This window comes from Streptococcus suis (assembly GCF_002960625.1).
In the GTDB taxonomy this organism is placed as follows: Bacteria; Bacillota; Bacilli; order Lactobacillales; family Streptococcaceae; genus Streptococcus; species Streptococcus suis_T.
The window spans coordinates 1-25079 of record NZ_POJH01000040.1 but is presented as its reverse complement, the minus strand read 5'-3'; the positions used below and the strand labels follow the sequence as shown (position 1 = coordinate 25079).

Sequence of the window (25079 nt, the reverse complement as noted above, 5' to 3'; positions counted from 1 at the left end):
ACTTATGTCAATTTTTACAACTATTTTAGCGAGTATCGTAGCGCTTGAGCACCTATATATCATGTATTTGGAAACTTTTGCAACCCACTCAGACTCTACCAGTCGCGTATTCAATATGGAGAAGGAAGAATTACAACGTAAGTCTGTGACTGCCTTGTTCAAAAATCAAGGAATTTATAATGGCTTATTGGCGGTTTTCTTGTTCTACGGTATTTTTACTGGTAATCTAGAAATTACAAGCATTTTTGTTCTATATGTTATTGCTGCAGCAGCTTATGGTGCTATTACAGCAAGTCCAAAAATCATCTTAACCCAAGGTGGACCAGCAATCTTGGCCTTAATTTCTATTTTGTTGTTTAAATAAACGAAAAAGCCTTCCGTCAGGAGGGCTTTTAGCAATTACCGAATGCTCAATTCACCATCTAGTGTAGAGATGTGGAGGTAATTAGTGGCTTGGGGATTGGAATAAGTTGGAAGGTCAATTCCCAGATTATTTTGACTGGCATCTATGTAGAGGTCCGTTCTTGTTTGTGAATGAAGAGAGATGTCGATTGAGCCATTGTAATTGCTGATGTCATGTCTTCCTTCTAGTTTTAGATTTTCTGCTTTAAAATCCCCATCCTCAATCGTTAGGCTACTGCCAACAGTATTGGAAATGTCTTTCGGACTTGTTAATGTGGAATGATTGATTGCTACTTCTCCATTGAGGTGTGATAAATGAGTAAAGCTGATGTGACTGTTTTCAATCAACATATCCCCATCTTCTACTGTGAGATCAAGATTTTGAATGGTCACTTTATCCAGATACAGATCTCCTTGAAGGTTGCCTGAAAGTGTTTCAATTGTGCTATTTTTTGGTACCTCTAAAACAGGTTGGTGGTAGGCGACATTTTGGTCATTGACAAGATTTAAGATTGGTTCGAGTAAACCATCATAAGAAACGATACCTTGAAATGCACTAGAAATGGTTAACTTTCCATCTTGAACTTGGTGGCTGAGGAGGTCGATGTCTTTATGCTGATTTCGATAGTAGTGGAGGTGGAATTGGTTGTCAGGCGAAGGCATGATGGACAGTCGTTCATTAACTTCTATTTCCCTAATGTCACTAAAACTGGCTGTTTGTGGCTGGAAGTAGTTTTCTGAGACAGTTCTCATATTTGTCCATCCGCCAGCTAGGAAACCGATGAGGCTGAGAATGGCTCCAAGAGTGAGCAGGCTCAGAATGATTTTCGTAAATGGTTTAAGCTCTTTCATGATAATCTCCTTTGCGAATGGTTCTTTGTATCCAGTGTAAAACAAGCAAGAAGGTTTTGCTTCCAAGGTCTAGAGTGAATTTACTACCCAAGAGGGTGAGTGCCAAACAGACGAGGGCTAGCCCTGTGAAGAGGAGGGAGGAGGACCATGAGAGCGTAAAGAGGTCGAAGGCGAGGAGAAGCTGGGCGATTGCTAGACTGAGGAGGACAATCCAGAGTGAGATTAGGAGTAGAAAGGCGCTGAAGATGAGTATGAGAAGGGTAATGAAGAGGGCGACCAAGCTGATTGCTAGGGGGATGCCTATTGGTGCGGCAAGGATGGCGAGGATGGTCAACCAGACCATATTGCGGGTATTTGGCTTATCTTCCGTCCGCTCTTTTTCGTAGAGGGTTGCTAGAATTTCACGGGCGGCCTCTTTTGGACTGCCTAATTCTTGAATAGCTTCTTCGTCGTTTTCTTTCTCATCGAAAAATTCATTGAAATAGTCCAAGGTATCTTGAAAATCTTCTTTTGGCAAGTGTTTGAGATGTTTTTCAAGTTTCTGTAAATATTCTTTGCGATTCATAGGAACCTCCTTTATCCCATATTTAGCTGGCAGTCTTGACAATGAATAACTAGCTGAGCAGGGCTATTTTCTTGCTTGTAGCTGAGATGAGTGGTGTTATCCTCTTTCATCATGGTAAACGCCTTATCCTTTGGAAGTTTGAGGCTAGAATCTTCCTCCCAGATGTCCAAACTGATGTCTGTATTTGGTTTAAAGGTTAGGACAGAATCTTCAGCCTGACAGTTTAGGCTCTTTTCAAGGACAAAATCCTTCAACTTCCAGACGCAATCTTCTAATTCTATGCGGGCATGTGACAGGTTAAGACTTGTCAGATTGATGATAGAATCACTAGCTTTCAGTGTCAAATCCCTTGATTGCCCACCTGAAATAGATAAGGTAGTATCTTCTAGCTGTAGAGAAGCTAGAGGACTTTGTAGATCCGACATTGTCAGACTAGTGTCAGTTGCCTTAAGGACCAACTGTTCACTTACTTGCACATCTACCATGGTTAGACTGCTATCTCTTGTGTGTAGATTAAGATTGGTAAGGGGCAGGAGTTTTTTAGGGATTTTGAGAATAGCAGAGCTAGTTTGATTATTTGAGAAGAAGAGGTGATTAGGGGAAGGATTGCTTGTTAGGTACAAACTATCCTGAACCAGTTGATAGTCAAAAGCCTGGTAGTTGCCATCTTCTGAAACAGGGTTGTGCAATAAGACAGTTTCTCCGTCATAAGTTTGAACACTCAGAGCCTGATCTTCGAGCGAAATCTGTAGATTTGAAAACTCAGGTAATTCTTCAATCTTCGCCTTCAATTCCATTCTTTCCCTAGCTTGATAGGCTGAGTGTTTGAAATTGTTGAAAAAATTCTCCCAGTCAAATTGAAAGTCAAAATCAAAGTTGAAATCAAATGGTTTGGATGAATGTTGATCGGTCTGGTCTTCCTTAGCAATTAGGGCATCTTCGGGTAGGTTGGCGATGATTTCTTTTGCTGCTTCTTGGGGGTTACCTAGTTCAGCAATGGCTGTCTGGTCATCACCTTTTTCATCAAAATATTCATTGAAGTAGTCTAAAGCCTCCTGTCTAGCACTTGGATGGAGTTGTGTCAGTGCTTGTTCTAGTTGGTTCAAATACTCTGCGCGTGTCATTTTCGTAGGCTCCCTTCTATAATTCCGTCGATATGGTCTTTGTAGGTATTCCATTCACCTTGCAGGAAGGGGATGTGCTCACGTCCAGCAGGTGTGATGGTGTAGTATTTTCTCTTTCTCCCTTGAAATTCTTGGGTATAGGTGGTGACGTAGCCCGCCTTTTCCAGTTTCTTCAAGATAGGGTAGAGCGTGGATTCCTTTATATCAGCAACTATCTTGATGGTTTGACTGATTTCATAGCCATAAGAATCTTGTTTCTCCACGATGGCCAAGATCAGAAATTCAATCAAGATAGAGGATACGGGGTAGTACATGAAATCACCTCTTTATCTTTATGTAATTATTTTATATATAAATTATATACCTATCATTTACTAAAATCAAGTAATTATATAAATTTTTTATATATTTTTTAAAAAAGTAAAAGCAACCCTTCCAGCTAGGAAAAGTTGCTTCATTTGATATTAGTCAATAAAGAAAGTTTGTGGACCTTGGTAACGGCTTCCGTCATTGAAGGCGATGTAGACATTGAAAAGTGGTGTAAACAAGACATAGAAGATGGCTTGAATATCAGACAAACCAAATGCTTTACCATAGCAGTAAGTCAAATAAATACCATAAAGTGGTCCAGCAAGTGGGATGAGTAAGAAGAGGATAAACCAACCCTTGTCTTCGCCAAATGTGATACATTGTTGGACGTATAGGTTGTAGAAAGGAATGAGAGATTTCCAACCAGCATAGCCAGCTTTTTTAAAGAGGATGAAGTTGGAAATAGTTACGAGGACATACCAAATGAGTGAAAAAATCATACCGGCTCCCCAAAGCCCAACTAAAATACCTTGTGCAAATGTTTCTTCTGTCATAATAAAACTCCATTTCTTTTTGATGGTTCTATTATAGCAGTATTATTTAAATAATACAATAGTTATGTCGAACAATTTTCAAAAAAAGTAGATTTTTTCAGAAAACCTACTTTTCTTTTTTATTTGTAAGCTACAATACCTAAAATCACATCAACAGCTTTTTCCATGGTTTGCAGGCTGACGAACTCGAAGCGGCCGTGCATGTTTTCACCACCAGCGAAGATATTTGGCGTTGGAATGCCCATGAAGGAAATCTTAGAGCCGTCTGTTCCTCCACGAACTGGCTCAATCAGTGGCTTGATATCCAGCTTTTCCATGACATCTTTTGCGATGTTGATTGGGGTCATGTCTTTTTCGATGATTTTCTTCATGTTGTAGTATTGGTCATGCAGGTTGACGATAACGCGTGGCGTGTCAAACTTGGCATTCATTTTGTCAGCAATGTCCAGCATGAGCTGTTTGCGGGCAAGGAAATCCTCTTCCTCAAAGTCGCGGATGATGTAGGTGGTAGAAGCAGTATCAACGCTACCCTCCATGTTCATCAAGTGGAAGAAACCTTCATAGCCTTCAGTTTTTTCTGGGCGGTCTGTTTCTGGAAGGGCATTGTGGAAATCAATAGCCATCTGGAAGGCGTTGATCATCTGGTCTTTGGCAGAACCTGGATGGACGTTGCGCCCAAGGAAGTCAATCTTGGCAGCAGCTGCTGAGAAAGTTTCGTACTGGAGTTCCCCCAGCGGTCCCCCGTCCATGGTGTAGGCAAAGTCCACATCGAAGTCTTCCACATCAAACTTGTCCGCACCGACACCGATTTCTTCGTCAGGACCAAAGCCGACACGGATTTCGCAATGTTTGATGTCGGGATTTTGGACTAGGTACTCGATAGCCGTCATGATCTCTGCAATTCCTGACTTGTCATCAGAGCCTAGCAAGGTAGTACCGTCAGTGGTAATCAGGGTTTGCCCCTGGTAGTTAGCCAGTTGTGGGAAGTCTTTTGGATGCAATTCATAGCCAGAAGTTCCCAAGGCAATAGGATTGCCGTCGTAGTTTTCGATGATTTGTGGATTGACACCTTCTGCGTTGAAGTCAGCTGTATCCATGTGGGCGATAAAACCAATCTTGCGTGTCAAACTCGGGTCGTTGGTAGGGAGTGTTCCCACTGCAAAACCATTTGGTAAGTAGTGAACATCCTGCAGGCCGATGCGTTTCATTTCAGGCAGAAGGATATTCTGTGCAAACTCGACTTGGTTTTGGGTAGAAGGTGTAGTTGTCGAATTTTCATCTGAGCGAGTATTTTCTTTGACATAGACTAAAAAACGGTCTAAGAGTGTTGGGTATTTCATAGTGTCTCCTTATTTGTTTAAAATATGTTTTTCAATGGCTTTGGCAACGCCGTTGTTTTCATTGGTATCTGTGATGTCTTGGGCGATAGCCTTGACATGTTCATTGGCGTTGCCCATGGCAATACCAAGTCCAGCAAATTCAATCATTTCAAGGTCGTTGTTGGCATCTCCCATAGCCATGATTTCTTCTGGGAGGATACCGAGGCGGTCTGCCAATTTTTTTAAACCAGAGGCCTTGCTGGCACCGTTTGGCAAAATTTCCAAGAGATAGTCCTGTGAACGAACTGTTGTGTAGTCCTTGCTTAAGGTGTCATTGTGCTGGTTTTCAAAGGCATCAATGGCTTCCTTCTCACCGACAAACATGGCTTCAAAGAAACGGTGTTTACCAGACGTTGCCTCGTCCAAGTCAATTGGCTGTGGTGTCATACCGACTAAACTAGCATCCAAGTTCACTCGGTCATTGGCTTTTTCTGCAAGAACGAAATAGTCTTCCTCATCAAAGAGGGAAATCTGTACATGGTCATTCTCAATAAAAGTAGCAAGATAGTCAATATCAGCAATAGACAGCTCTTCCCAGTCAATCAGGCTCCAATCCTTTGTGGAATGGGTTGAGCAACCGTTATTGACAATGATATATTCCTCTTCGGTGTCAAAGCCAAGTTGCTCTACGAAAGGCTTAACGCCAACCAAGGGCCGTCCTGTGCAGAGAACGACTGTCACCCCAGCTTCAACAGCCTGATGAATAGCATCAATTTGTGGCTGCATCAACTCTTTATTCTCGTTTAAGAGGGTTCCGTCCATGTCAAGAGCGATTAGTTTAATCATAGTTACCTCCTTGTTTTCACTACATCTAGTATAGCACAAAACGAGAGAGGAGTGATTGAAATGCTAGAAGAAATACGGTATAAAATGGAAAGGGGCTTGCTTGGTCATGGTCAAAAAATTATAAATATATAGGGAACATCGGTTATGGACTGGTGTTTTTTGGTATAATAGAAGGATAGAATAGGAGTGTCGTCTGAAGACTGCTGTCAAAAAAGAAGTTGAGAAGTACCTGTTAAGCATTTGCTATACCGTGCTAGCTAGTTTGGCGAAGGCATAGGATTTGTTGGCAACGGATAGTGGATTTGTCCGCTGGTTTCCTCAGTTGAGGGTGGAGGGCGACAAGTTGGGCTTTGAAATGGAAGACTTCCATGAAACCATGGACTTGTTAGCTTACCGACCACATGAAGCGATTGCTTACACCTGGGATAGAGCTAGGGTTTCCTTCAGCTTGAGCTAGCAAGAGCAAGAGACGCTGATTGTCTTTGAGGAGGAAATCCCTGTTGATTTTGGCAATGAATTTGCAGATGGCTAAAAAAGATATGGCAGATTGGCTGGTGCAGAATGAATGCATCAAAAACCTCTTAGAAGGTCTGGACCTGCCTGGACGTCAACCATTACAGGAAAAATGGTCGGCTTTCTTAGAAAAGGAATTGAAGTTGTAGAAAATGAGGTGAACCAAATGAAGAGATGGTGGGCTCAAATAAGAGAAGAATATTATGAAACACGTTACAATTCAGGTGAGGATTGGTTAGAGTGGTTCATAAAGAGAAAAATGACTTGGGGTTGGCGGTGGATACTAGCTTTGACTATCTACGTTTTTTATCGCTTATTTTTTATCGATCCACGGAATATCCCTCGTTTCTTTTACTTTTTGTGGATACTTGGCTTCGTATATGCCACATATGAACTGATTTCCTATCTTGTTCGCAGGAAGAGGAAGTAGTAGTGTCTGTTGCAAGCTTGATTGATGAAAGATGAATGTAAATGAAAGGAAAAATTATGCACAAGATTACTTGCCCTCATTGCGCTACCGTTTTTACGGTCAATGAAACAGAATACAGTCAGCTTTTAGCCCAGGTACGTGGTGCGGAGTTTGATAAGGAAATCCATGAACGTTTGGAGCGGGAACGGGAATTATTACACCAGAGGGCTGAAAATGATTTACAGGCCAAACTGGGTGACAAGGACAAGCAAATCCTTGAACTGACTACACGCTTGGACAAGTTGGCTAGTCAGACAGAATTTGAAATTAGCTCTGCTATTTCCAAAAAAGACCAAGAAATTATCGAGTTGACAGCAAAACTAGATACGCTAGCTAGTCAGTCGGAACTTGAAATTAGCTCTGCTATGTCCAAAAAAGACCAAGAAATCCAAGAACTCAAGGCTCAATTGGGGCAAATCGAGCTAGCCAAGGAGTTGGAGTTGCAGCAGGCGGTGGCTCAGGTTGAGAAGGAGCGTGACGCAGCTCAGAATGCTTTGGCTATGCAGGAGCAGAAGCAGGAATTGGCGCTGGCGACCACCCGTCAGGAGTACGAGGTACGGCTCAAGGCGGCGGATGAGCAGGTGGAATTTTACAAGAATTTCAAGGCCCAGCAATCGACCAAGGCGATCGGTGAGAGTTTGGAGCTCTATGCCGAGGCGGAGTTTAATAAGGTGCGGCAGTTGGCCTTTCCAAATGCTTACTTTGAGAAGGATAATCAGGTGTCGGCGCGTGGCTCCAAGGGAGATTACATCTATCGGGAGCTGGACGAAAATGGGGTGGAAATCATTTCCATTATGTTTGAGATGAAGAACGAGGCGGACGACACGGTCAAGAAGCACAAGAACGAGGACTTTTTCAAGGAGTTGGACAAGGATCGTCGGGAGAAGGACTGCGAGTATGCTGTTTTGGTGACCATGTTGGAGGCGGACAACGATTACTACAACACAGGTATCGTGGATGTCAGCCACAAGTACGAGAAGATGTACGTGGTTCGTCCCCAGTTCTTTATTCAGTTGATAGGGCTGTTGCGAAATGCTGCGCTCAACAGTTTGAAGTACAAGCAGGAGTTGGCCTTGGTCAGAGAACAGCATATCGATATTACCCATTTTGAAGAAGATTTGGCGACCTTCAAAACAGCCTTTGCCAAGAACTACCAGTCAGCTAGCAATAATTTCCAAAAGGCTATTGATGAAATCGACAAGGCCATCAAGCGAATGGAGGCTGTCAAAGCAGCCCTAACTACCAGCGAAAACCAGCTGCGACTGGCTAACAACAAGCTGGAAGATGTCTCCGTCAAAAAACTGACCCGCAATAACCCTACGATGAAGGCGAAGTTTGAGGCGTTGAAAGATGATGAAGAGTAATGATATTCAAGAATTACTGAATGAAATTTGTATCATATTCCAAAATGAATTAGGAGAGAATTTACTTGGTATCTATCTGCATGGTTCTCTTGCAACAGGTAGCTTTATCTGGGAGAATAGTGATGTAGATTTTCTAGTAGTTGTTGAACATTCCTTAACACAGATAGAAAAAATAAGAATAATTCAATCTCTTTATACTTTGTTGCCCCAAACTCCTCCTAAAGGGTTGGAGATGAGTATTGTATTGAAAAGTTGTCTTAAACCATGTGATTATCCTGTCCCATATGAACTACATTTTTCAAATATGCATATTCAGGCTATCCATGATAATATAGAAAAATATTGTGATAATATGCAGGGAAGGGACGAAGATTTAACTGCACATATTATGGTTATCTGGCATAGAGGAATTAATTTATGTGGTCCAGATATACAACAACTGTTTGAAGAGCCAAGGCGAGAAGATTACTTTGACAGTATTTGGTTTGACATTCAAGATTACGAGAATAAAGTCTTGGAACGACCTGTTGACGCGGTACTAAATCTTTGTCGAACGCTTGCCTACCTTGATGAAAATATCATTCTATCAAAAAGAGAAGGTGGGGAGTGGGTGCTCACAGTTTGTCATCCTATGTACCAATCTCTGCTAGAAGATACTTTATCAGTTTACAAGGGAGAACGATTAGAGGCAGTAATTGATAGGCAGTTAGCAAAACGATTTGTGGAAGAGCAGATGAGGCAAATACGGGAGAAAATCAGATGAAACTCATTATTTTACATGGTCTAGGTCAGACTGTGGCTAGTTACGGTGACTTGAAAAAATCTTTGACAAATTTTGAAGTAGGTGTTGGAATTGCCCAAGGCAAAGAATTTTGACCATCTTTGCGGTCAACTACGGAACAGATTGCAGCAGGAAAGTGAGCCTTTTGTACTCTTTGGCTTGTCGCTAGGCGGAATTCTAGCCTTGGCTTTGGTCAATCATTTGCCCCAGTGCAGAGGGCTGATTATTTCGGGTGCCCAGTATCGCTTAGAGGGGAATTGGTTATTTGCTCTTCAAATCGTGATTATGTCCCTGCTTCCCAAGTCCTTTTATGGTAAGCAGGGGCTAGATAAGGCACAGTTGCTAGCGTTGCAGAAAAGTATGCGTCGGCTTGAGTTGACCGAAGAGGTTAGCAAAATTAGTCTACCAAGCTTGCTAATCTGTGGTTCAAAGGACAAACCCAATCTGAAACCTGCTTATGAGCTGAACAAGTTGATACCACAGTCAGAACTGATGATTATAGAGGGCGGGGGACATGAATTAAATGTTCATAAACCAGCGGAATTGGCCCAAGCTATCAAGCAATTTTTAAAGAGGAACTTTCAATGAACACAATCGACCTAAATCTGCCTGTTGCAGAGATTATTAACCAGCACCCCGAAGTCAAGGAGATTCTGGTGGAGCTTGGTTTCAAGCCTTTGGCCAATCCAGCCATGCTCAACACAGTTGGCAAGGTGACCAGTCTGAAGACAGGCTCCAAGATGACCAAGATTCGGCTAGACCGTATTCAGCAGGTTTTAGAATGCAACGGCTACGAGGTAATAGGAGGAGAAGCATGACAGACCAACGGATTGACATTTTGAAGAATATTCTCTTGGACCTGCACAATGGTGCCAGCCCTGAGTCTGTTCAGGACCAGTTTAATCAGCATTTCACGGGAGTTTCTGCCCTGGAAATCTCCATGATGGAGCATGAACTTATGTCCAGCGACACGGGTATCACTTTTGAAGACGTCATGAGCCTTTGCAATATCCACGCCAACCTCTTCAAAGGAGCCATTGCGGATGTGGAAGTGGCGGATATGGATCAGGAGGGGCATCCTGTCTATGTCTTCAAGCAGGAAAATCTGGCACTGCGGGCAGCTCTCTTACGCATTCGCCGTATCATCGACCAGTATGAGCAGACAGAGGATGCGGAGCTGAAAGACCAGCTCCTGCAAGGTTTGACACGCCAGCTTGACCTCTTGGGGCAGTTTGAAAACCACTACACTCGCAAGGAAAAAGTCTTCTTTCCGATTATGGAGCGGTACGGTCATGATGCACCGCCCAAGGTCATGTGGGGTGTGGACGATGAGATTCGCGACCTCTTCAAAACGGCTTGCAAAAACCTTGCAACGGGCGACCTAGTAGCAACAAAAGCCCATTTTGAAACCTTTGCCAAGGAATTTGAAGAGATGATGTTCAAGGAAGAGGCCATCCTTCTCATGATTTTGCTGGAGATTTTCACCCAGGACGACTGGCTCCAAGTGGCAGCGGACAGCGACGCCTACGGCTACGCCATTGTCAAGCCGACAGCCAAGTGGGTACCTCATCGGGAGGTTTTTGGGGAAATAGCAGAGCAGGCAGCAGATAGCATTTCTCCGCAGCCAGCAGGACCAAATCAGCAGATTATCGACACGCCAGAAGGCCAGTTTACCATTACCTTCACACCCAAGGAAAAATCAGAAACTGTTCAGGACAGAACCAGTCCGCAGACCTTCGGCAATGGTTACTTGTCTGTCGAGCAGGCCAATCTTATCCTCAATCATTTACCGCTGGAATTAACCTTTGTCAACAAGGATGACATTTTCCAATATTATAATGATAGCCACCCTGTCGAAGACATGATTTTCAAACGGACGCCAAGCCAGATTGGACGCCATGTGGAGCTCTGCCATCCTCCCAAAATAGTAGACAAGGTCAAGAAAATTTTTGACTTGCTTCGCACAGGGCAAAAAGACCAGGTCACCATGTGGTTCAAGTCCGATAGCATGGGCAAGTTTGTCTACGTGGTCTATAAGGCGGTGCGTGATGACCAAGGAGAATTTCAAGGCGTCTTGGAATATGTCCAAGATATCCAGCCATTTTTTGAGATTGATAGCGATTTTCATCGGGATATCTAAATCGTATCGGACCGCCCACAAGAGCGGTCCTTTGTGTTATAATGAGAACATGATTTCAGGAATTATTAACGTAAAAAAAGAGGCGGGCATGACCTCGCATGATGTTGTTTTTAAGCTCCGCAAGATTTTGCAGGAGAAGAAGATTGGCCACGGTGGGACCTTGGACCCAGATGTGACAGGCGTTCTGCCCATCGCAGTCGGCAAGGCTACGCGCATGATTGAGTATATGCAGGAAGAGGGCAAGATTTACGAGGGGGAGATTACTCTTGGCTACTCGACCACGACAGAAGATGCTTCGGGCGATATCGTCGAGCGGACACCGGTTTTGGACATAGCAGAGCAGGCAGTTGATGAGGCCATGGCTAGCTTTGTAGGGACCATCACCCAAATTCCACCCATGTACTCTGCTGTCAAGGTCAAGGGCCGCAAACTCTACGAATACGCACGGGCGGGTGAAGAAGTCGAACGTCCTCAACGCCAAATCGACATATACAGTTTTGAGCGAACCAGCCCGATTGAGTTAGCAGATGACTGTGCCCGATTTACCTTCCGAGTTCGCTGTGGCAAGGGAACCTATGTCCGTACCCTGTCTGTTGACTTGGGAGCTAAACTAGGCTATGCCAGCCATATGTCCAAGCTGGAGAGGACAGGATCAGCTGGTATGCATTTATCAGATGCCCTGACTATTGACGAAATTGCTGACAAGGTGGCTCAAGCGGACTATTCCTTCCTCCGGCCTATTGAGCAAGGAATTGGTGATTTGCCTATTGTTGATTTGACGATTGAGCAAGTTATTGATGCCAGATTTGGTCGTTTTATCACCTTAGATAGTCAGGCGAATTTGTTGGCAGGTTTTCATAAGGAGAAACTGGTGGCTATCCTAGAAAAACGTGACCAAGTCTATAAGCCTCGCAAGGTTTTTCTTGAAGAAGTTTTAGCCTAGTTGTGATAAAATAAACACTATGAAGATTAGAACGATTAAAAATTATCAAGAACTCCATCAGGAAGAGCCGACTGTTTTGGTTCTAGGTTATTTTGATGGCATTCATCTGGGGCACAAGGCACTCCTGGACCGAGCTAGGAAGGTGGCGGATGAAAAGGGTTTGTCGGTGACCGTACTGACCTTTCCAGAGTCCCCTCGCCTAGCCTTTGCTCGTTTCGCTCCAGAGCTCTTGCTTCATTTGACCAGTCAAGAGGAACGCTATCGCCTCCTAGAAACATACGGTGTGGACCAGCTGGTTTTGACCAACTTTACCAGTGAATTTGCCAGCAATACTCCACAGCAGTTTTTGGACCGCTACATAAGAGGTCTTAATGCCCAGGTCTTGGTGGCTGGTTTTGATTATCATTTCGGCAATTGCAGAGCAGATGTCCAGGATTTAACCAGTCTATTTGAAGGGCAGGTTGAAATCGTAGAAGAAGTCTGTCTAGATGGAGAAAAGGTATCGTCTACCCGTATCCGACAAGCTATTCAAGCAGGAAATGTTGCATTAGCCAATCGTCTGTTGGGCTATACTTTTATGACGGAAGGAATTGTGGTGCATGGGGATGCCAGAGGCCGCACCATCGGCTATCCTACAGCAAATCTGGCTCCATTTGACCGAGTACATTTTCCATCAGAAGGGGTCTATGTAGCCGATGTTGAAGTGGATGGCAGACGCTATCGTGCCATGACAAGCGTTGGAAAAAATGTCACTTTTGACGGAAGAGAAATGCGGATTGAGGCCCATATTTTTGGATTTGACCGCTTTATTTACGGTGAAAAAATCACTATTTTCTGGCTCGAAAAAATTCGCGACATGGTCAAATTTGATGGCATTGATAGCCTGATGGAACAGATGAAGTTGGATGAAGTATTCGCTCTGCAATGGGGGAAAAATGATTAAAAGAATAATTCAAGATCCCCGATATGAAAAAGGGATGACCTATCTAGCTATCGTTTATGTTTTTTTGATTATTCTGGAGCTGATTGATGCCAGTATAGCAAGTTCGGCTGGCTATAATGTCTTAGACTGGCTGCTTTGGTTTATCTTCGTCTGTGACTACTTTGTCAACCTCTATTATGCAGATGATAGTATAGACTACGTTCAAACCCATATTTTAGAATTGATTGCCATTATTCCTTTCGATTCTGTATTTAGTTTTCTTCGTTTGGGGCGTTTGGCTCGGCTATTTAGGTTGGTCAAGGTAGCTCGCATTTTTGCCCTTTCCAATCGTTTTTGGAATACGGTTAACAGGCTCTTGCATACCAACAGTTTGTCCAAGGTCTTGATGTTAAACCTTTCGGCCGTTTTGAGTGCTAGCGTCCTGTTGTCAGCCATTGAAGGCAAATCCTTTTTTGACGCAGTTTGGTGGTCTATTGTTACCATGACAACCGTGGGTTATGGGGATATTGTTCCTCAAGATACCATTTCAAAAGTAATTGCCATTCTCTTGATGCTGGTTGGGATTAGTACCTTTGGTATGGTAACTTCAACCATTACTCGCTTTTTCTCTGAAACAGAAAAAGAAACCAAGTTGGATTTATTGCTTTCAAAAATGGATGAACAAACAGAGATAATCAAGCGATTAGAAGCTAAAATAGAAGCTTTAGAAAAATTAAGAGAATTAGACTAAAATTCCTATTGAAAACTGAGCTAAAATGCATTATAATAGACTTGTAGGATAATGTAGAAGGGGGGGGATTAGTGGATGATTACGTTATTTTTATCACCGAGTTGTACCAGTTGCCGTAAGGCGCGTGCTTGGTTGACCAGTCACGAAGTCCCTTTTGTTGAACACAATATCATGACCAGCCCTTTGACGGCGGATGAACTGAAAAAGATATTGGCTTTGACTGAAAATGGAACAGATGATTTGATTTCTACTCGTTCCAAGGTTTTTCAAAAGCTGAATGTTGATGTAGATGAGTTGTCCATTAAACAGTTGATTGAGCTGATTGAGCTTTACCCAAGTCTTTTGCGCCGTCCCATTATTTTGGACGAGAAACGGATGCAAATCGGTTTCAATGAGGATGAAATTCGTGCATTCTTACCACGCAAATACCGCAAACAAGAACTAAAAAATGCTACATTGAGGGCAGAAATCGGATAAGAAAGATAGATTTAGAAGATATGAACAAAAATTATTCATATCCACTTGATTTTTCGTGGAGCACAGAGGAGATTTCCTCCGTGCTTTCTTTTTTAAATCAGGTGGAGGCAGCCTATGAAAAAGGTGCGGATGCAAGTGCTATCCTTACCAGCTATAAAGAATTTAAGGATGTTGTAAAGAGTAAGGGGCAGGAGCGCCAGATTGATCGAGAATTTGAAGAAGTATCTGGTTATTCTACCTATCAAGTTGTCAAGGTTGCCAAGGAGAAAGGGAAAGGGGTTGTCCGTCTTGGAAACTAAGTATCGCTTAGCCCAATCACTTGTTTTGGCTGCGGGTGATTTCTTACGTCAGCATTTAGATGATCAATTGGAAATTGAAGAAAAGGCTAGTGCCAGGGATTTGGTAACCCACTTGGACAAGGAAGTTCAAGATTATCTTACTAATAAACTTAAAACAAATTATCCCAATGACTTCATTTTTGGTGAAGAAGGTGGCGACGTCAGTTCTATTTCACAGGGAAATGTATGGGTTATAGATCCGATTGATGGAACTAGCAATTTTATTGCACAGAAAAATGATTTTGCCATTATGGTCGCCTATTTTGAAAACGGAGTTGGACAGTTTGGTCTGATTTATGATGTGATACAGGACAAGTTGTTTCACGGAGGTGGAAACTTTCTAGTATGTTGCAATGAGAAGCCGTTAAAGCAAGAGTCATTCGCTCCCCTCCAGCAAAGTCTGATGGGCTTGAATGCTCAACTCTACGCAGCCAATCAACATGGCTTGGCTGATCTAGCTAATCAGACTTTAGGCACACGGTCAGTTGGCAGTGCAGGAATTGGCTTTTCCCATGTTTTAGAAGGAAGGCTATTTGCCTACGCTTCCTATTTGTATCCATGGGATTATGCTGCGGCCAGTATCTTAGGTCAAGGATTGGGATTTAGTTTGCTGAGCTTGGAAGCAGAAGTCCCCTCATTTGATAAGAGAGAACATGTTGTCCTCGTTGCCAATCAACACTTAGAGGAAGTGAAGAGGTATTTATTTTAATGCAATTACCACAGGATTTTATTGATAAATATAGTGATTTGCTTGGTCCAGAAGCCCAAGCATTTTTTGAGAGTTTTGATGAGCCAGCTATTTCAGGTTTTCGGACAAATCCCTTGAAGGAACATCAAGTCACTTTTGACCAACCAATTCCAGATATGCCTTGGTCTTACTATGGTAAAGTTTCAGGTAAATCGCCAGAACACGTGACTGGTTTGGTCTATTCACAAGAACCAGCTGCCCAAGTAGTCGGACAGGTTGCTAGTCCTGAAAAGGGAATGAAGGTCTTGGATCTGGCTGCTGCACCGGGTGGAAAATCAACCCACCTGCTTTCTTATCTGGACAATACCGGACTACTAGTGAGTAATGAAATTTCAAGCAAACGGGCAAAAATTCTAGCAGAAAATATTGAACGGTTTGGAGCAAGAAATGTAGTCGTGACAAATGAGTCTGCCGACCGCTTGGCCAAGGTCTTTCCAGCTTATTTTGACATGATTGTCTTAGATGCTCCTTGTTCCGGGGAAGGTATGTTCAGAAAGGATCCTGCTGCTATTCAGTATTGGTCAAAAGATTATCCAGCCCAGTGTGCTAGCCTACAGCGAGAAATTTTAGAATCCGCTTTAGAAATGCTGGCTCCAGAAGGTCAGTTGATTTACTCGACCTGTACCTGGTCACCAGAGGAAAATGAAGAAATCGTTGCATGGTTACAGGACAATTTTGAAATAGAGTTGATTGACATTCCGAAAATCAATGGCATGACAGAAGGGATTGGCTACCCTCAAACGGCTCGCATGTACCCCCACCATTTTGCAGGAGAGGGGCAGTTTGTAGCCAAGTTGAGATATAGAGGTGAAGCCAAGCAGAAAAAAATGAAGCCAGGAAAATCAAACTTAAATAGAGAACAACAAGCTCTCTGGAAAGAATTTGAGCAGAAACATTTAACTGTTCAATTGTCCGGTTTGTTACAGGTTTTTGGAGATAATCTCTATCTCTTACCAGATGGATTGCCAGATTTGTCTAAAGTTAAGATTGCACGGAATGGACTTCATTTGGGCACTTTCAAGAAGAAGCGCTTTGAACCTAGTTTCGCCTTGGGTTTGGCACTTCACAGTTCAGAAGTCAAGCATAGAGTTGACATCAGCTTAGATGATTTTCCAGCCTATGTTTCTGGACAAACTGTTGCAGTTTCTAAAGATCTACCTAATGGTTGGTATCAGGTTGCAGTTCAAGGAAACGGTCTAGGATTTGCGAAAATTGTTTCTGGAACCCTTAAGAATACCTTTCCAAAGGGCTTGAGATTTTAGTTGAAAATAAGCAGATTTTTTTTGCAACTTGTCTTTTTATATGATATAGTGGATGAGTGGAAATAACTTGTAAATTCCTTGTAAAATACAAAGAAATCATAAGGAGATTCCACTGAAAAATGTAAAGGAAATAACGAAATGAAAAAAAAGCAGAAGCTTGGAATTGCAGCTTTGTTTCTTTTGAGTAGTGTAGCTCTTGCTGGTTGTTCCTCATGGATTGACCGTGGAGAGTCTATTACTGCAGTCGGTTCTACAGCCCTTCAACCTCTAGTTGAAGCCGCAGCAGATGAATTCGGTAGTGTCAATATCGGAAAATCTGTTAACGTTCAAGGTGGTGGATCAGGTACTGGCTTGTCACAGGTTCAGTCTGGGGCGGTTCAGATTGGAAATTCAGACGTATTTGCCGAAGAGAAGGACGGTATCGATGCTAGCAAATTGGTCGACCATCAGGTTGCCGTAGCAGGTCTAGCTGTTATTGTCAATGAAAAGGTAACAGTTGACGATATTACTACAGAAGATCTCCGTAAGATTTTCACTGGTGAGATTACCAACTGGAAGGAGCTTGGTGGCAAGGATTTGGAAATTTCCATCATCAACCGTGCAGCAAGTTCTGGTTCTCGTGCAACCTTTGATACAGTCATCATGGATGGACAAGCAGCTGCTCAAAGTCAAGAACAGGACTCAAACGGGATGGTTAAGTCTATTGTAGCTCAAACACCGGGTGCGATTTCTTACTTGTCATTCGCTTATCTTGATGACTCAGTAAAAACCATCAAGCTAAACGGTGCTGAGCCAATTGCTGAGAATGTTGCAACCAATGCTTGGCCAATTTGGTCTTACGAGCATATGTATACTAAGGGTGAGCCAACTGAATTAACGGAGGAATTCTTAGACTACATGATGTCAGACGAAGTCCAAGATGGTATCGTTGAAAGCATGGGCTATATCTCCATAAACGATATGCAGGTTGAAAAGAGTGCTGATGGCACGGTGACAGAGAAGGAGTAAGCATGAAAAACGAACAACTAGCTAAAGAATTGTCTTCTCCATCTAAGAACTCTCGCTTGGAGAAGTTTGGTAAAGTGATTACCTTCCTATGCCTATCGCTGATTGTCTTTATCGTTGCCATGATTTTGATTTTCGTTGCGCAACGTGGTTTATCGACTTTCTTTGTGGATGGTGTGAGTATCACTGATTTCTTGTTTGGAAGCAAGTGGGAACCAAGCTCGAAAATATTTGGTGCTCTTCCAATGATTTCAGGTTCTTTCATCGTTACGATTTTGTCAGCTATCGTAGCAACACCAATTGCTATCGGTGCAGCAGTTTTCATGACAGAAATTTCACCTAAGCGTGGTGCTAAAATCTTGCAACCTGTTATCGAGCTTCTAGTCGGAATTCCGTCAGTAGTATATGGTTTCATTGGTTTGCAAGTGGTTGTGCCTTTTGTACGCTCAATCTTCGGTGGTACTGGTTTTGGTATCTTGTCAGGGGTATTTGTCCTCTTTGTCATGATTTTACCAACAGTAACCTTTATGACGGTCGATAGTTTGCGTGCGGTGCCTCGTCACTACCGTGAAGCAAGTTTGGCAATGGGTGCAACTCGTTGGCAGACTATCTGGCGTGTTATCTTGAATGCCGCTAAACCAGGTATTTTCACGGCTGTTATCTTCGGTATGGCGCGTGCCTTCGGTGAAGCCTTGGCGATTCAGATGGTAGTTGGTAACTCAGCGGTTATCCCAACTTCTCTCACAACGCCTGCAGCGACCTTGACTTCTGTATTGACAATGGGTATTGGTAATACGGTTATGGGAACAGTTCAAAACAATGTTCTTTGGTCATTGGCCCTTGTCTTGCTCTTGATGAGCCTTATCTTTAACATGATTATGAAATTTATTACGAGAGAGGGTAAGAAAAACTATGCACGCTAAAAAATTCGATAAATTGGCGACTGGTATTCTTTACTCCATCGCTACAGTGATTGTTGTTATTTTGACATCACTTATTCTCTATATCTTGCTCCGTGGTTTGCCACATGTTGACTGGCATTTCTTGACCAGCAAATCATCTTCATATAAAGCTGGTGGTGGTATCGGAATTCAGCTCTACAACTCATTCTTCCTATTGGTTGTAACGCTCTTGATTTCTGTTCCCTTGTCAACAGGTGCAGGCATTTACTTGGCAGAATATGCAAAGAAAGGTCCTTTGACAAACTTCATCCGTACCTGTATTGAGATTTTGTCATCACTGCCATCCGTTGTCGTTGGTTTGTTTGGTTACTTGATTTTCGTTGTACAGTTTGAGTATGGTTTCTCCATCTTGTCAGGAGCCTTGGCTCTTACGGTCTTTAACCTGCCACAGATGACCCGTAACGTTGAGGATAGCCTTCGTCACGTTCACCATACGCAACGTGAAGCTGGTCTGGCCCTTGGTTTATCACGTTGGGAAACGGTTCTTCATGTGGTTATTCCTGAAGCTCTTCCAGGTATTGTAACAGGTATCGTCTTGGCATCTGGTCGTATCTTTGGTGAAGCGGCGGCCCTCATCTATACAGCAGGTCAATCAGCACCAGCCCTTGACTGGTCAAACTGGAATCCATTGAGTGTTACGAGTCCGATTTCTATCTTCCGTCAATCAGAAACCCTTGCGGTTCACATTTGGAAGGTCAACAGCGAAGGGACAATCCCAGATGCAACTCAAGTGTCAGCTGGTTCAGCAGCCATCCTCTTGGTATTCATCTTGATTTTCAACCTTTCTGCTCGTTATATCGGTAAGAAACTTCATGCGAAAATGACTTCAGCAGCTTAGAAGTCTGACTTATAAGGAGAAAAAATGGCAGATTATAACTGGAATGAACGCCATATCATTACTTTCCCAGAAGAAAATATTGCCCTTTCGACAAAAGATGTTCATGTTTACTATGGTAAAAATGAAGCCATCAAGGGCATTGATATGCAGTTCGAAAAAAATAAAATTACAGCCTTGATTGGTCCATCAGGTTGTGGTAAATCAACCTATCTTCGCAGTCTAAACCGTATGAATGATACGATTGACATTGCTAAGGTGACAGGCCAAATCCTTTATGAAGGTATTGATATCAACAGACCAGACATGAACGTTTACGAAATTCGTAAGCATATCGGAATGGTTTTCCAACGTCCAAATCCATTTGCAAAATCAATTTATCGCAACATCACCTTTGCCCATGAGCGTGCGGGTGTGAAAGATAAAAAAGTTTTGGATGAGATCGTTGAAACTTCTCTCAAACAAGCGGCCCTCTGGGATCAGGTAAAAGACGACTTGCATAAGTCAGCCTTTACCTTGTCAGGTGGACAACAGCAACGTTTGTGTATCGCGCGTGCGATTTCTGTGAAACCACAAATCTTGCTCATGGATGAACCTGCTTCAGCCTTGGACCCAATCGCGACTATGCAATTGGAAGAAACCATGTTCGAATTGAAGAAAGATTATACCATTATCATCGTTACGCACAACATGCAACAGGCAGCCCGTGCAAGTGATTATACAGCTTTCTTCTATCTTGGCGACTTGATTGAGTACGACAAGACAGCTAATATCTTCCAAAATGCAAAACTCAAGTCAACTAACGACTACGTTTCAGGACACTTTGGATAGAAAGGGAAACAATGACATCACCTATTTTACAAGTAAAAGATTTGTCTGTTTACTACAATAAGAAAAAGGCCTTGAATAACGTTTCAATCGATTTCTATCCAAATGAAATTACAGCCTTGATTGGTCCGTCAGGTTCTGGTAAGTCAACTCTCTTGCGTGCCATTAACCGCATGGGCGATTTGAACCCAGAAGTGACCTTGACTGGTGCTATTGATTACAACGGGAAAAATATTTACAGTCCTCGTACAGATACAGTAGACCTTCGCAAAGAAATCGGAATGGTTTTCCAACAACCGAACCCATTCCCTATGTCCATCTATGAGAATGTTGTTTATGGTCTTCGTATCAACGGTATTAAGGATAAGCAAATTCTGGATGAAGCAGTAGAACGTTCTTTGATTGGTGCATCTATTTGGAACGAGGTTAAGGATCGCTTGCATGATTCAGCCGTTGGTTTGTCAGGTGGTCAGCAGCAGCGTGTCTGTGTAGCCCGTGTACTTGCAACCAGTCCAAAGATTATCTTGCTGGATGAGCCAACATCAGCCTTGGACCCAATTTCAGCTGGTAAGATTGAAGATACGCTTTATGGTTTGAAGGACAAATATACCATGGTCTTGGTAACGCGTTCGATGCAACAAGCGTCACGTATTTCAGATAGAACTGGTTTCTTCTTGGACGGAGATTTGATCGAGTATGACTTGACCAAAGAAATGTTCCTCAGTCCGAAACGTAAAGAAACAGAGGACTACATCACAGGTAAATTCGGCTAGGCCGTAAGAAATAGAAAAGAGGTTCGTATGTTAAGAGCTCAGTTTGAAGAAGAATTAGGCAAACTCCATAATCAATTTTATGCCATGGGTAACGAAGTGTTGGCACAAATCAATAATGCTGTTCGTGCTTTCACCACTCATGATCGTGAGTTAGCAAAAGAAGTGATTGAAGCGGATAAGAAAATCAATGCTTTTGAAGTGAAACTAGAGAAAAAATCACTTGAAATCATTGCCCTTCAACAACCTGTTTCAACAGACCTTCGTCGTGTTATCACTGTTTTGAAGGCTACTAGTGACTTGGAGCGTATGGGTGACCATGCTGTTTCAGTTGCCAAGGCTGCGATTCGTATGAAGGGGGAAGTTCGCATTCCTGTTGTTGAAGAAGAAATCAAGAAAATGGGTCGCGAGGTTCGTCAACTAGTAGAGCAAACCTTGGAACTTTACCTTGGTGATGCGGACATGGAGCGTGCTTATGAAGTAGCGGCACGTGACGAAGTGGTCAATGATTTTTACTCATCTATCCAAGAATTGACAACTGAGGAAATCAAGAAAAATCCAGATTCTTTGGTTGCTGGTCGTGACTACTTCCAAGTGTTGACCTACTTAGAACGTGTAGGTGACTATGCTAAAAATATCTGTGAGTGGGTTGTTTACCTACGAACAGGCGACATCACTGAATTGTAAGCTGGAAGTCCGAAAGGACTTCTTTTAGTTTGCTTTAAGGAAAATGCAATGATTCTTTAGATTGGTTTAAGTTTTTCATTCTATACTGTTCTTGTCATCAGGTGAGTAAAGACTCGTTATGATAAAATTTTATTGAAAAGAGGAATTTTATGTCAATAATCAATCAATTAAAGTCACAGTCTAAAACAGTTTTGGCAGCGGTTGCTATAACTGCGGCCACTGTAGGTTTTGCTGGTGGTATGAGCATTTCAAAATCTTCAACAGCTGTATCGACACAAAGCCAAGCTGCATTAGCTCAGAATGGAGCAACGAACGGGCAAGCTAATTCAATCGCAGGTAATCAAATGCCGCCCGCCTCTAATGGTGGTATGCAAGGCATGCCCCCTGGTCAAAATGGAAACACTCAAGGCCTACCTCCAGGACAGAATGGGAATAGTCAAGGTATGACTCCACCAGATGCAGCAAGCGAAACAACCCAAGGAATGCCATCGGGTCGAAACGGTAAGATGCGTGGTATGCCACCTGGCCAAAATGGCAATACCCAAGGCCTGCCTCCAGGACAGAATGGAAATAGTCAAGGCATGCCCCCTGGTCAAGGGACAACCCCTCCGGATGCTACAAGTGGTACAACACAATCAAATACTTCCTCAGATGAGGTAAATGCTTTAAAAGAGAAGAATCAAGAAATAAAATCCCAAATTTCAGGTAGTTCTAGCACTTCAAACCAATAGGTAAAATTTGAGATAAATGGTATAATAAATTAAACTCTGTCAGAAATGCAGAGGCAACTTATTAAAGTGAAAAAGTATGTTCAAAGACCAAGTTTTTACTTGTGTCTTTGAATTGTCTTTTAGATATTAGGTTAAGGAGATAGACATGATTAAGATTTTGTTAGTAGAAGACGATTTAAGCCTATCCAATTCAGTTTTTGACTTCCTAGATGATTTTGCAGATGTTATGCAAGTTTTCGATGGAGAAGAAGGAATTTATGAGGCTGAGTCAGGTGTGTATGACCTTATTCTTTTGGACTTGATGTTGCCTGAGAAGGATGGCTTCCAAGTCTTGAAAGAATTGCGTGAAAAAGGAGTGACAACCCCTGTTCTGATTACAACAGCTAAGGAAAGTCTTGAAGATAAAGGTCATGGATTTGAATTGGGTGCGGACGATTATTTGACCAAGCCTTTTTATTTGGAAGAGTTGAAAATGCGTATTCAAGCCCTCCTTAAACGTTCAGGTAAATTCAACGACAATCAATTGACCTACGGTGATGTGACAGTTGATCTTGCGACTAATTCCACAAAGGTAGATGGTAAAGAGGTTGAACTATTGGGCAAAGAGTTTGAACTATTGGTCTATTTCCTACAAAATCAAAATGTTATCCTACCTAAGACACAGATTTTCGATCGCTTGTGGGGATTTGACAGCGATACGACCATTTCAGTAGTGGAAGTTTATGTGTCAAAAGTTCGTAAAAAATTGAAAGGAACGGCCTTCGGGGAAAATCTGCAAACCCTTCGCAGTGTCGGCTACATTCTAAAGAATGTTTAAGAGATATAAAAAGATTGTCAATACGGAAAGTTTTTCCTTCTTCATTCGCTATTTTGCTGTATTTACCCTGATATTTGGTTTGATGACAGCCATCATCTTTCAGCTCATGCGTTCCACTATGTATCAGACGACGGATGATACATTGAGTTGGATTAAGGATGAACCCTCTATGATGATTGGTTTTGCAATTGCGCGGACCTATGAGCCAGATTCTGAATTTATTATCCATGATGAAAGTGAGCAACATTCTGCAACAAATTCCTCCTCAACGACTGCTTCATCGGAGGATCCACCACCAAAGGATAAGAAAGGTGATCAACCAATGAGGTTAGGCACCAATACCCATGTTTTGCTCTATAGCAAGAGTGGTGCACTTTTGAACCCGGATAATTTTACAGGTTTATCCGATTTGAAAGTCGATAAAGAAAAGTTGGGGGAAATCAAGGAGTTGACGGTTGAAACTCCATTTGGTTCTGAGGAACATTACCGCTATATCACGGTTGAATTATCCGCAGAGGATTTGGGCTATTATTCTAACTATGACATTACCTGCGCAACGATTTTGGTCAATGTCAGCCAGATAAAGTCTTCTATTGGAACTTATGAATCGACTGTAGCTGTAGTTATGATTTCAGCTTGGTTAATTTCTATTGTCGCTAGTATTTACTTGGCTAATCTCAGCATGAAACCTATTTTAATAAGCTATCAAAAGCAAAAGGATTTTGTCGAGAATGCTAGCCACGAATTGCGTACCCCACTGGCGGTATTGCAAAATCGCTTGGAAAGTCTATTCCGTCATCCAGAAGCAACGATTTTGGACAGTAGTGAGAGTATTGGTTCTAGTCTGGAAGAAGTACGAAATATGCGCCTACTGACGACCAATCTGCTCAATCTTGCTCGGCGTGACGATGGATTTAAGCTAGATATAGTAGAGGTGAGCCCTGCCTACTTGGATGAAGTATTTGAAAACTACCGTATCATTGCTGAGGAAAATGGTAAGAAGTTTAGGGCTGATAATCTCATTCAAAAGTCCTTCCGAACGGACAGGGTTCTGTTGAAGCAATTATTAACGATATTATTTGATAATGCAATGAAATACACGGATGAGAATGGTGACATTCACATTAAGGCTACTATGAAGGAGCGCCATGTTTCCATCGCTGTAGCTGATAATGGTCTAGGTATCTCAGATGCAGATAAGAAGAAAATATTTGACCGCTTTTATAGGGTTGATAAGGCACGGACACGCCAAAAAGGTGGTTTTGGTCTGGGACTTTCTTTGGCTCAACAGATTATCAAATCCCTAAATGGTCAAATTCTTGTCAAAGATAATCAATCCAAAGGGAGTATTTTTGAAGTCCATCTCCCTAAATAATACAAGTAAGATTAGTTCTTGAATAAATGAGATAAACTAAGAGGAGTAGTGGAAACTTTAAACAGTTTTCCTACTCCTCTTTTTTGTCAAGTATGATATACTAATCTGTAAGTGCTCTGAACTCTGTTGTTTCCCTAGTTCAAGAGCAAATTGTTGTTAGGAGTGAACCATGAAAGAGTATTTCTATACCCGAAAATTATCCCTTATTTGCCTCCTCAGTCTTTCGGCAATCACTTTGACTGCTTGTTCAACTAATCAAGTAGCAGACAAACTAAAACCTAAATTCTCAAAGTAAGTTCTAGTCTAACGCCAAAACTGGAAATTAGACTGAGACAAAAAAATAAGCTAGAACTTACTATGGGACAAGTTGGTAACTAATAATGAAAAACA

31 protein-coding genes are annotated in these 25079 nt (G+C 42.3%); 24 read left to right on the top strand and 7 right to left on the bottom strand.

Translation table 11 applies throughout. The annotated features are described in order from the left end of the window. The first annotated feature begins 4 nt into the window (after positions 1–4). Positions 5–364 carry a DUF1304 domain-containing protein gene (locus tag C1G49_RS09105; protein ID WP_024394145.1) on the top strand — a complete coding sequence of 120 codons (360 nt, stop codon included), beginning with the start codon at positions 5–7 and terminating at the stop codon, positions 362–364. 35 nt (positions 365–399) lie between these two features. On the opposite strand, the gene C1G49_RS09100 is transcribed toward C1G49_RS09105, so the two are convergent. The 7 genes from C1G49_RS09100 to C1G49_RS09070 all read right to left on the bottom strand — a co-directional run bounded on the left by C1G49_RS09100 (position 400) and on the right by C1G49_RS09070 (position 5971). Next, a complete protein-coding gene (locus C1G49_RS09100) occupies positions 400–1254 on the bottom strand; it encodes a DUF4097 family beta strand repeat-containing protein (protein WP_105117966.1) in 855 nt (284 codons plus the stop codon). Continuing rightward, positions 1241–1819, bottom strand: coding sequence for a DUF1700 domain-containing protein (locus C1G49_RS09095; RefSeq protein ID WP_105117965.1), 579 nt, complete (start codon positions 1817–1819; stop codon positions 1241–1243). Before C1G49_RS09095 ends, C1G49_RS09100 begins: the two co-directional genes overlap by 14 nt. Positions 1820–1830: 11 nt before the next feature. After that, positions 1831–2943, bottom strand: coding sequence for a DUF4097 family beta strand repeat-containing protein (locus C1G49_RS09090; protein ID WP_105125440.1), 1113 nt, complete (start codon positions 2941–2943; stop codon positions 1831–1833). Further along, positions 2940–3257: a PadR family transcriptional regulator gene (locus tag C1G49_RS09085; protein WP_105117963.1), complete on the bottom strand. Its 318-nt coding sequence runs from the start codon at positions 3255–3257 to the stop codon at positions 2940–2942. The genes C1G49_RS09090 and C1G49_RS09085 overlap by 4 nt, the downstream gene beginning before the upstream one ends. A gap of 150 nt (positions 3258–3407) precedes the next feature. Continuing rightward, positions 3408–3806 carry a DUF5684 domain-containing protein gene (locus C1G49_RS09080; RefSeq protein ID WP_105117962.1) on the bottom strand — a complete coding sequence of 133 codons (399 nt, stop codon included), beginning with the start codon at positions 3804–3806 and terminating at the stop codon, positions 3408–3410. A 119-nt stretch (positions 3807–3925) separates the two neighbouring features. After that, positions 3926–5146, bottom strand: a complete 1221-nt coding sequence (gene pepT, locus C1G49_RS09075) for a peptidase T (protein ID WP_105117961.1) — start codon at positions 5144–5146, stop codon at positions 3926–3928. Between the two features lie 9 nt (positions 5147–5155). Next, positions 5156–5971 carry a Cof-type HAD-IIB family hydrolase gene (locus C1G49_RS09070; RefSeq protein ID WP_105125439.1) on the bottom strand — a complete coding sequence of 272 codons (816 nt, stop codon included), beginning with the start codon at positions 5969–5971 and terminating at the stop codon, positions 5156–5158. Between the two features lie 283 nt (positions 5972–6254). On the opposite strand from C1G49_RS09070, the gene C1G49_RS11310 reads away from it, so the two are divergent. From C1G49_RS11310 to C1G49_RS08950, 23 genes are all read left to right on the top strand, one after another. Next, positions 6255–6428, top strand: coding sequence for a hypothetical protein (locus C1G49_RS11310; protein WP_238595870.1), 174 nt, complete (start codon positions 6255–6257; stop codon positions 6426–6428). 67 nt (positions 6429–6495) lie between these two features. After that, positions 6496–6633, top strand: coding sequence for a hypothetical protein (locus C1G49_RS11305; protein WP_238595869.1), 138 nt, complete (start codon positions 6496–6498; stop codon positions 6631–6633). 337 nt (positions 6634–6970) lie between these two features. Further along, positions 6971–8317 (top strand): DUF2130 domain-containing protein, encoded by a 1347-nt coding sequence (locus C1G49_RS09055; protein ID WP_105125437.1) that lies wholly within the window; start codon positions 6971–6973, stop codon positions 8315–8317. Continuing rightward, the gene (locus tag C1G49_RS09050; RefSeq protein WP_105125436.1) at positions 8304–9080 is read left to right on the top strand and encodes a nucleotidyltransferase domain-containing protein; all 777 of its coding nucleotides are present in this window, start codon (positions 8304–8306) and stop codon (positions 9078–9080) included. Before C1G49_RS09055 ends, C1G49_RS09050 begins: the two co-directional genes overlap by 14 nt. 90 nt (positions 9081–9170) lie before the next feature. Then, positions 9171–9686, top strand: a complete 516-nt coding sequence (locus tag C1G49_RS09045; RefSeq protein WP_105125435.1) for an alpha/beta fold hydrolase — start codon at positions 9171–9173, stop codon at positions 9684–9686. Further along, complete coding sequence (locus tag C1G49_RS09040) at positions 9683–9916, top strand: DUF1858 domain-containing protein (RefSeq protein WP_105125434.1); 234 nt, start codon at positions 9683–9685, stop codon at positions 9914–9916. The genes C1G49_RS09045 and C1G49_RS09040 overlap by 4 nt, the downstream gene beginning before the upstream one ends. Beyond that, positions 9913–11238 (top strand): DUF438 domain-containing protein, encoded by a 1326-nt coding sequence (locus C1G49_RS09035; protein WP_105125433.1) that lies wholly within the window; start codon positions 9913–9915, stop codon positions 11236–11238. The genes C1G49_RS09040 and C1G49_RS09035 overlap by 4 nt, the downstream gene beginning before the upstream one ends. Positions 11239–11290: 52 nt before the next feature. Further along, positions 11291–12181 carry a tRNA pseudouridine(55) synthase TruB gene (gene truB, locus C1G49_RS09030; RefSeq protein ID WP_161942111.1) on the top strand — a complete coding sequence of 297 codons (891 nt, stop codon included), beginning with the start codon at positions 11291–11293 and terminating at the stop codon, positions 12179–12181. A 19-nt stretch (positions 12182–12200) separates the two neighbouring features. Continuing rightward, complete coding sequence (locus C1G49_RS09025) at positions 12201–13124, top strand: bifunctional riboflavin kinase/FAD synthetase (protein WP_105125431.1); 924 nt, start codon at positions 12201–12203, stop codon at positions 13122–13124. Further along, complete coding sequence (locus C1G49_RS09020; RefSeq protein ID WP_105125430.1) at positions 13117–13854, top strand: potassium channel family protein; 738 nt, start codon at positions 13117–13119, stop codon at positions 13852–13854. The genes C1G49_RS09025 and C1G49_RS09020 overlap by 8 nt, the downstream gene beginning before the upstream one ends. Before the next feature lie 75 nt (positions 13855–13929). Then, positions 13930–14331 carry a Spx/MgsR family RNA polymerase-binding regulatory protein gene (locus C1G49_RS09015; RefSeq protein ID WP_105125429.1) on the top strand — a complete coding sequence of 134 codons (402 nt, stop codon included), beginning with the start codon at positions 13930–13932 and terminating at the stop codon, positions 14329–14331. Between the two features lie 20 nt (positions 14332–14351). Next, positions 14352–14630 (top strand): UPF0223 family protein, encoded by a 279-nt coding sequence (locus tag C1G49_RS09010; protein WP_105125428.1) that lies wholly within the window; start codon positions 14352–14354, stop codon positions 14628–14630. Beyond that, entirely contained in the window at positions 14620–15378 is a 759-nt protein-coding gene (locus C1G49_RS09005; RefSeq protein ID WP_105125427.1) for an inositol monophosphatase family protein, read from the top strand. Before C1G49_RS09010 ends, C1G49_RS09005 begins: the two co-directional genes overlap by 11 nt. Then, a complete protein-coding gene (locus C1G49_RS09000) occupies positions 15378–16679 on the top strand; it encodes an RsmF rRNA methyltransferase first C-terminal domain-containing protein (protein WP_105125426.1) in 1302 nt (433 codons plus the stop codon). The genes C1G49_RS09005 and C1G49_RS09000 overlap by 1 nt, the downstream gene beginning before the upstream one ends. 138 nt (positions 16680–16817) lie before the next feature. After that, on the top strand, positions 16818–17687 hold the full coding sequence (locus tag C1G49_RS08995; protein WP_105125425.1) for a phosphate ABC transporter substrate-binding protein PstS: 870 nt from the start codon (positions 16818–16820) through the stop codon (positions 17685–17687). A gap of 2 nt (positions 17688–17689) precedes the next feature. Continuing rightward, positions 17690–18607: a phosphate ABC transporter permease subunit PstC gene (pstC, locus tag C1G49_RS08990; RefSeq protein ID WP_029176378.1), complete on the top strand. Its 918-nt coding sequence runs from the start codon at positions 17690–17692 to the stop codon at positions 18605–18607. Then, a complete protein-coding gene (gene pstA / locus C1G49_RS08985) occupies positions 18597–19484 on the top strand; it encodes a phosphate ABC transporter permease PstA (RefSeq protein WP_044758719.1) in 888 nt (295 codons plus the stop codon). Before pstC ends, pstA begins: the two co-directional genes overlap by 11 nt. A 24-nt stretch (positions 19485–19508) precedes the next feature. Continuing rightward, on the top strand, positions 19509–20312 hold the full coding sequence (gene pstB, locus C1G49_RS08980) for a phosphate ABC transporter ATP-binding protein PstB (RefSeq protein ID WP_029173634.1): 804 nt from the start codon (positions 19509–19511) through the stop codon (positions 20310–20312). A gap of 11 nt (positions 20313–20323) precedes the next feature. Next, a complete protein-coding gene (pstB, locus tag C1G49_RS08975) occupies positions 20324–21082 on the top strand; it encodes a phosphate ABC transporter ATP-binding protein PstB (RefSeq protein ID WP_105125424.1) in 759 nt (252 codons plus the stop codon). A 27-nt stretch (positions 21083–21109) separates the two neighbouring features. After that, positions 21110–21766, top strand: coding sequence for a phosphate signaling complex protein PhoU (gene phoU, locus C1G49_RS08970; RefSeq protein WP_105125423.1), 657 nt, complete (start codon positions 21110–21112; stop codon positions 21764–21766). Between the two features lie 149 nt (positions 21767–21915). Further along, positions 21916–22497 carry a hypothetical protein gene (locus C1G49_RS11300; RefSeq protein WP_238595868.1) on the top strand — a complete coding sequence of 194 codons (582 nt, stop codon included), beginning with the start codon at positions 21916–21918 and terminating at the stop codon, positions 22495–22497. Positions 22498–22642: 145 nt separating this feature from the next. Further along, a complete protein-coding gene (locus C1G49_RS08955) occupies positions 22643–23314 on the top strand; it encodes a response regulator transcription factor (protein ID WP_105117942.1) in 672 nt (223 codons plus the stop codon). Then, positions 23307–24689, top strand: coding sequence for a sensor histidine kinase (locus C1G49_RS08950; RefSeq protein WP_105125422.1), 1383 nt, complete (start codon positions 23307–23309; stop codon positions 24687–24689). Before C1G49_RS08955 ends, C1G49_RS08950 begins: the two co-directional genes overlap by 8 nt. Positions 24690–25079: the final 390 nt, after the last annotated feature.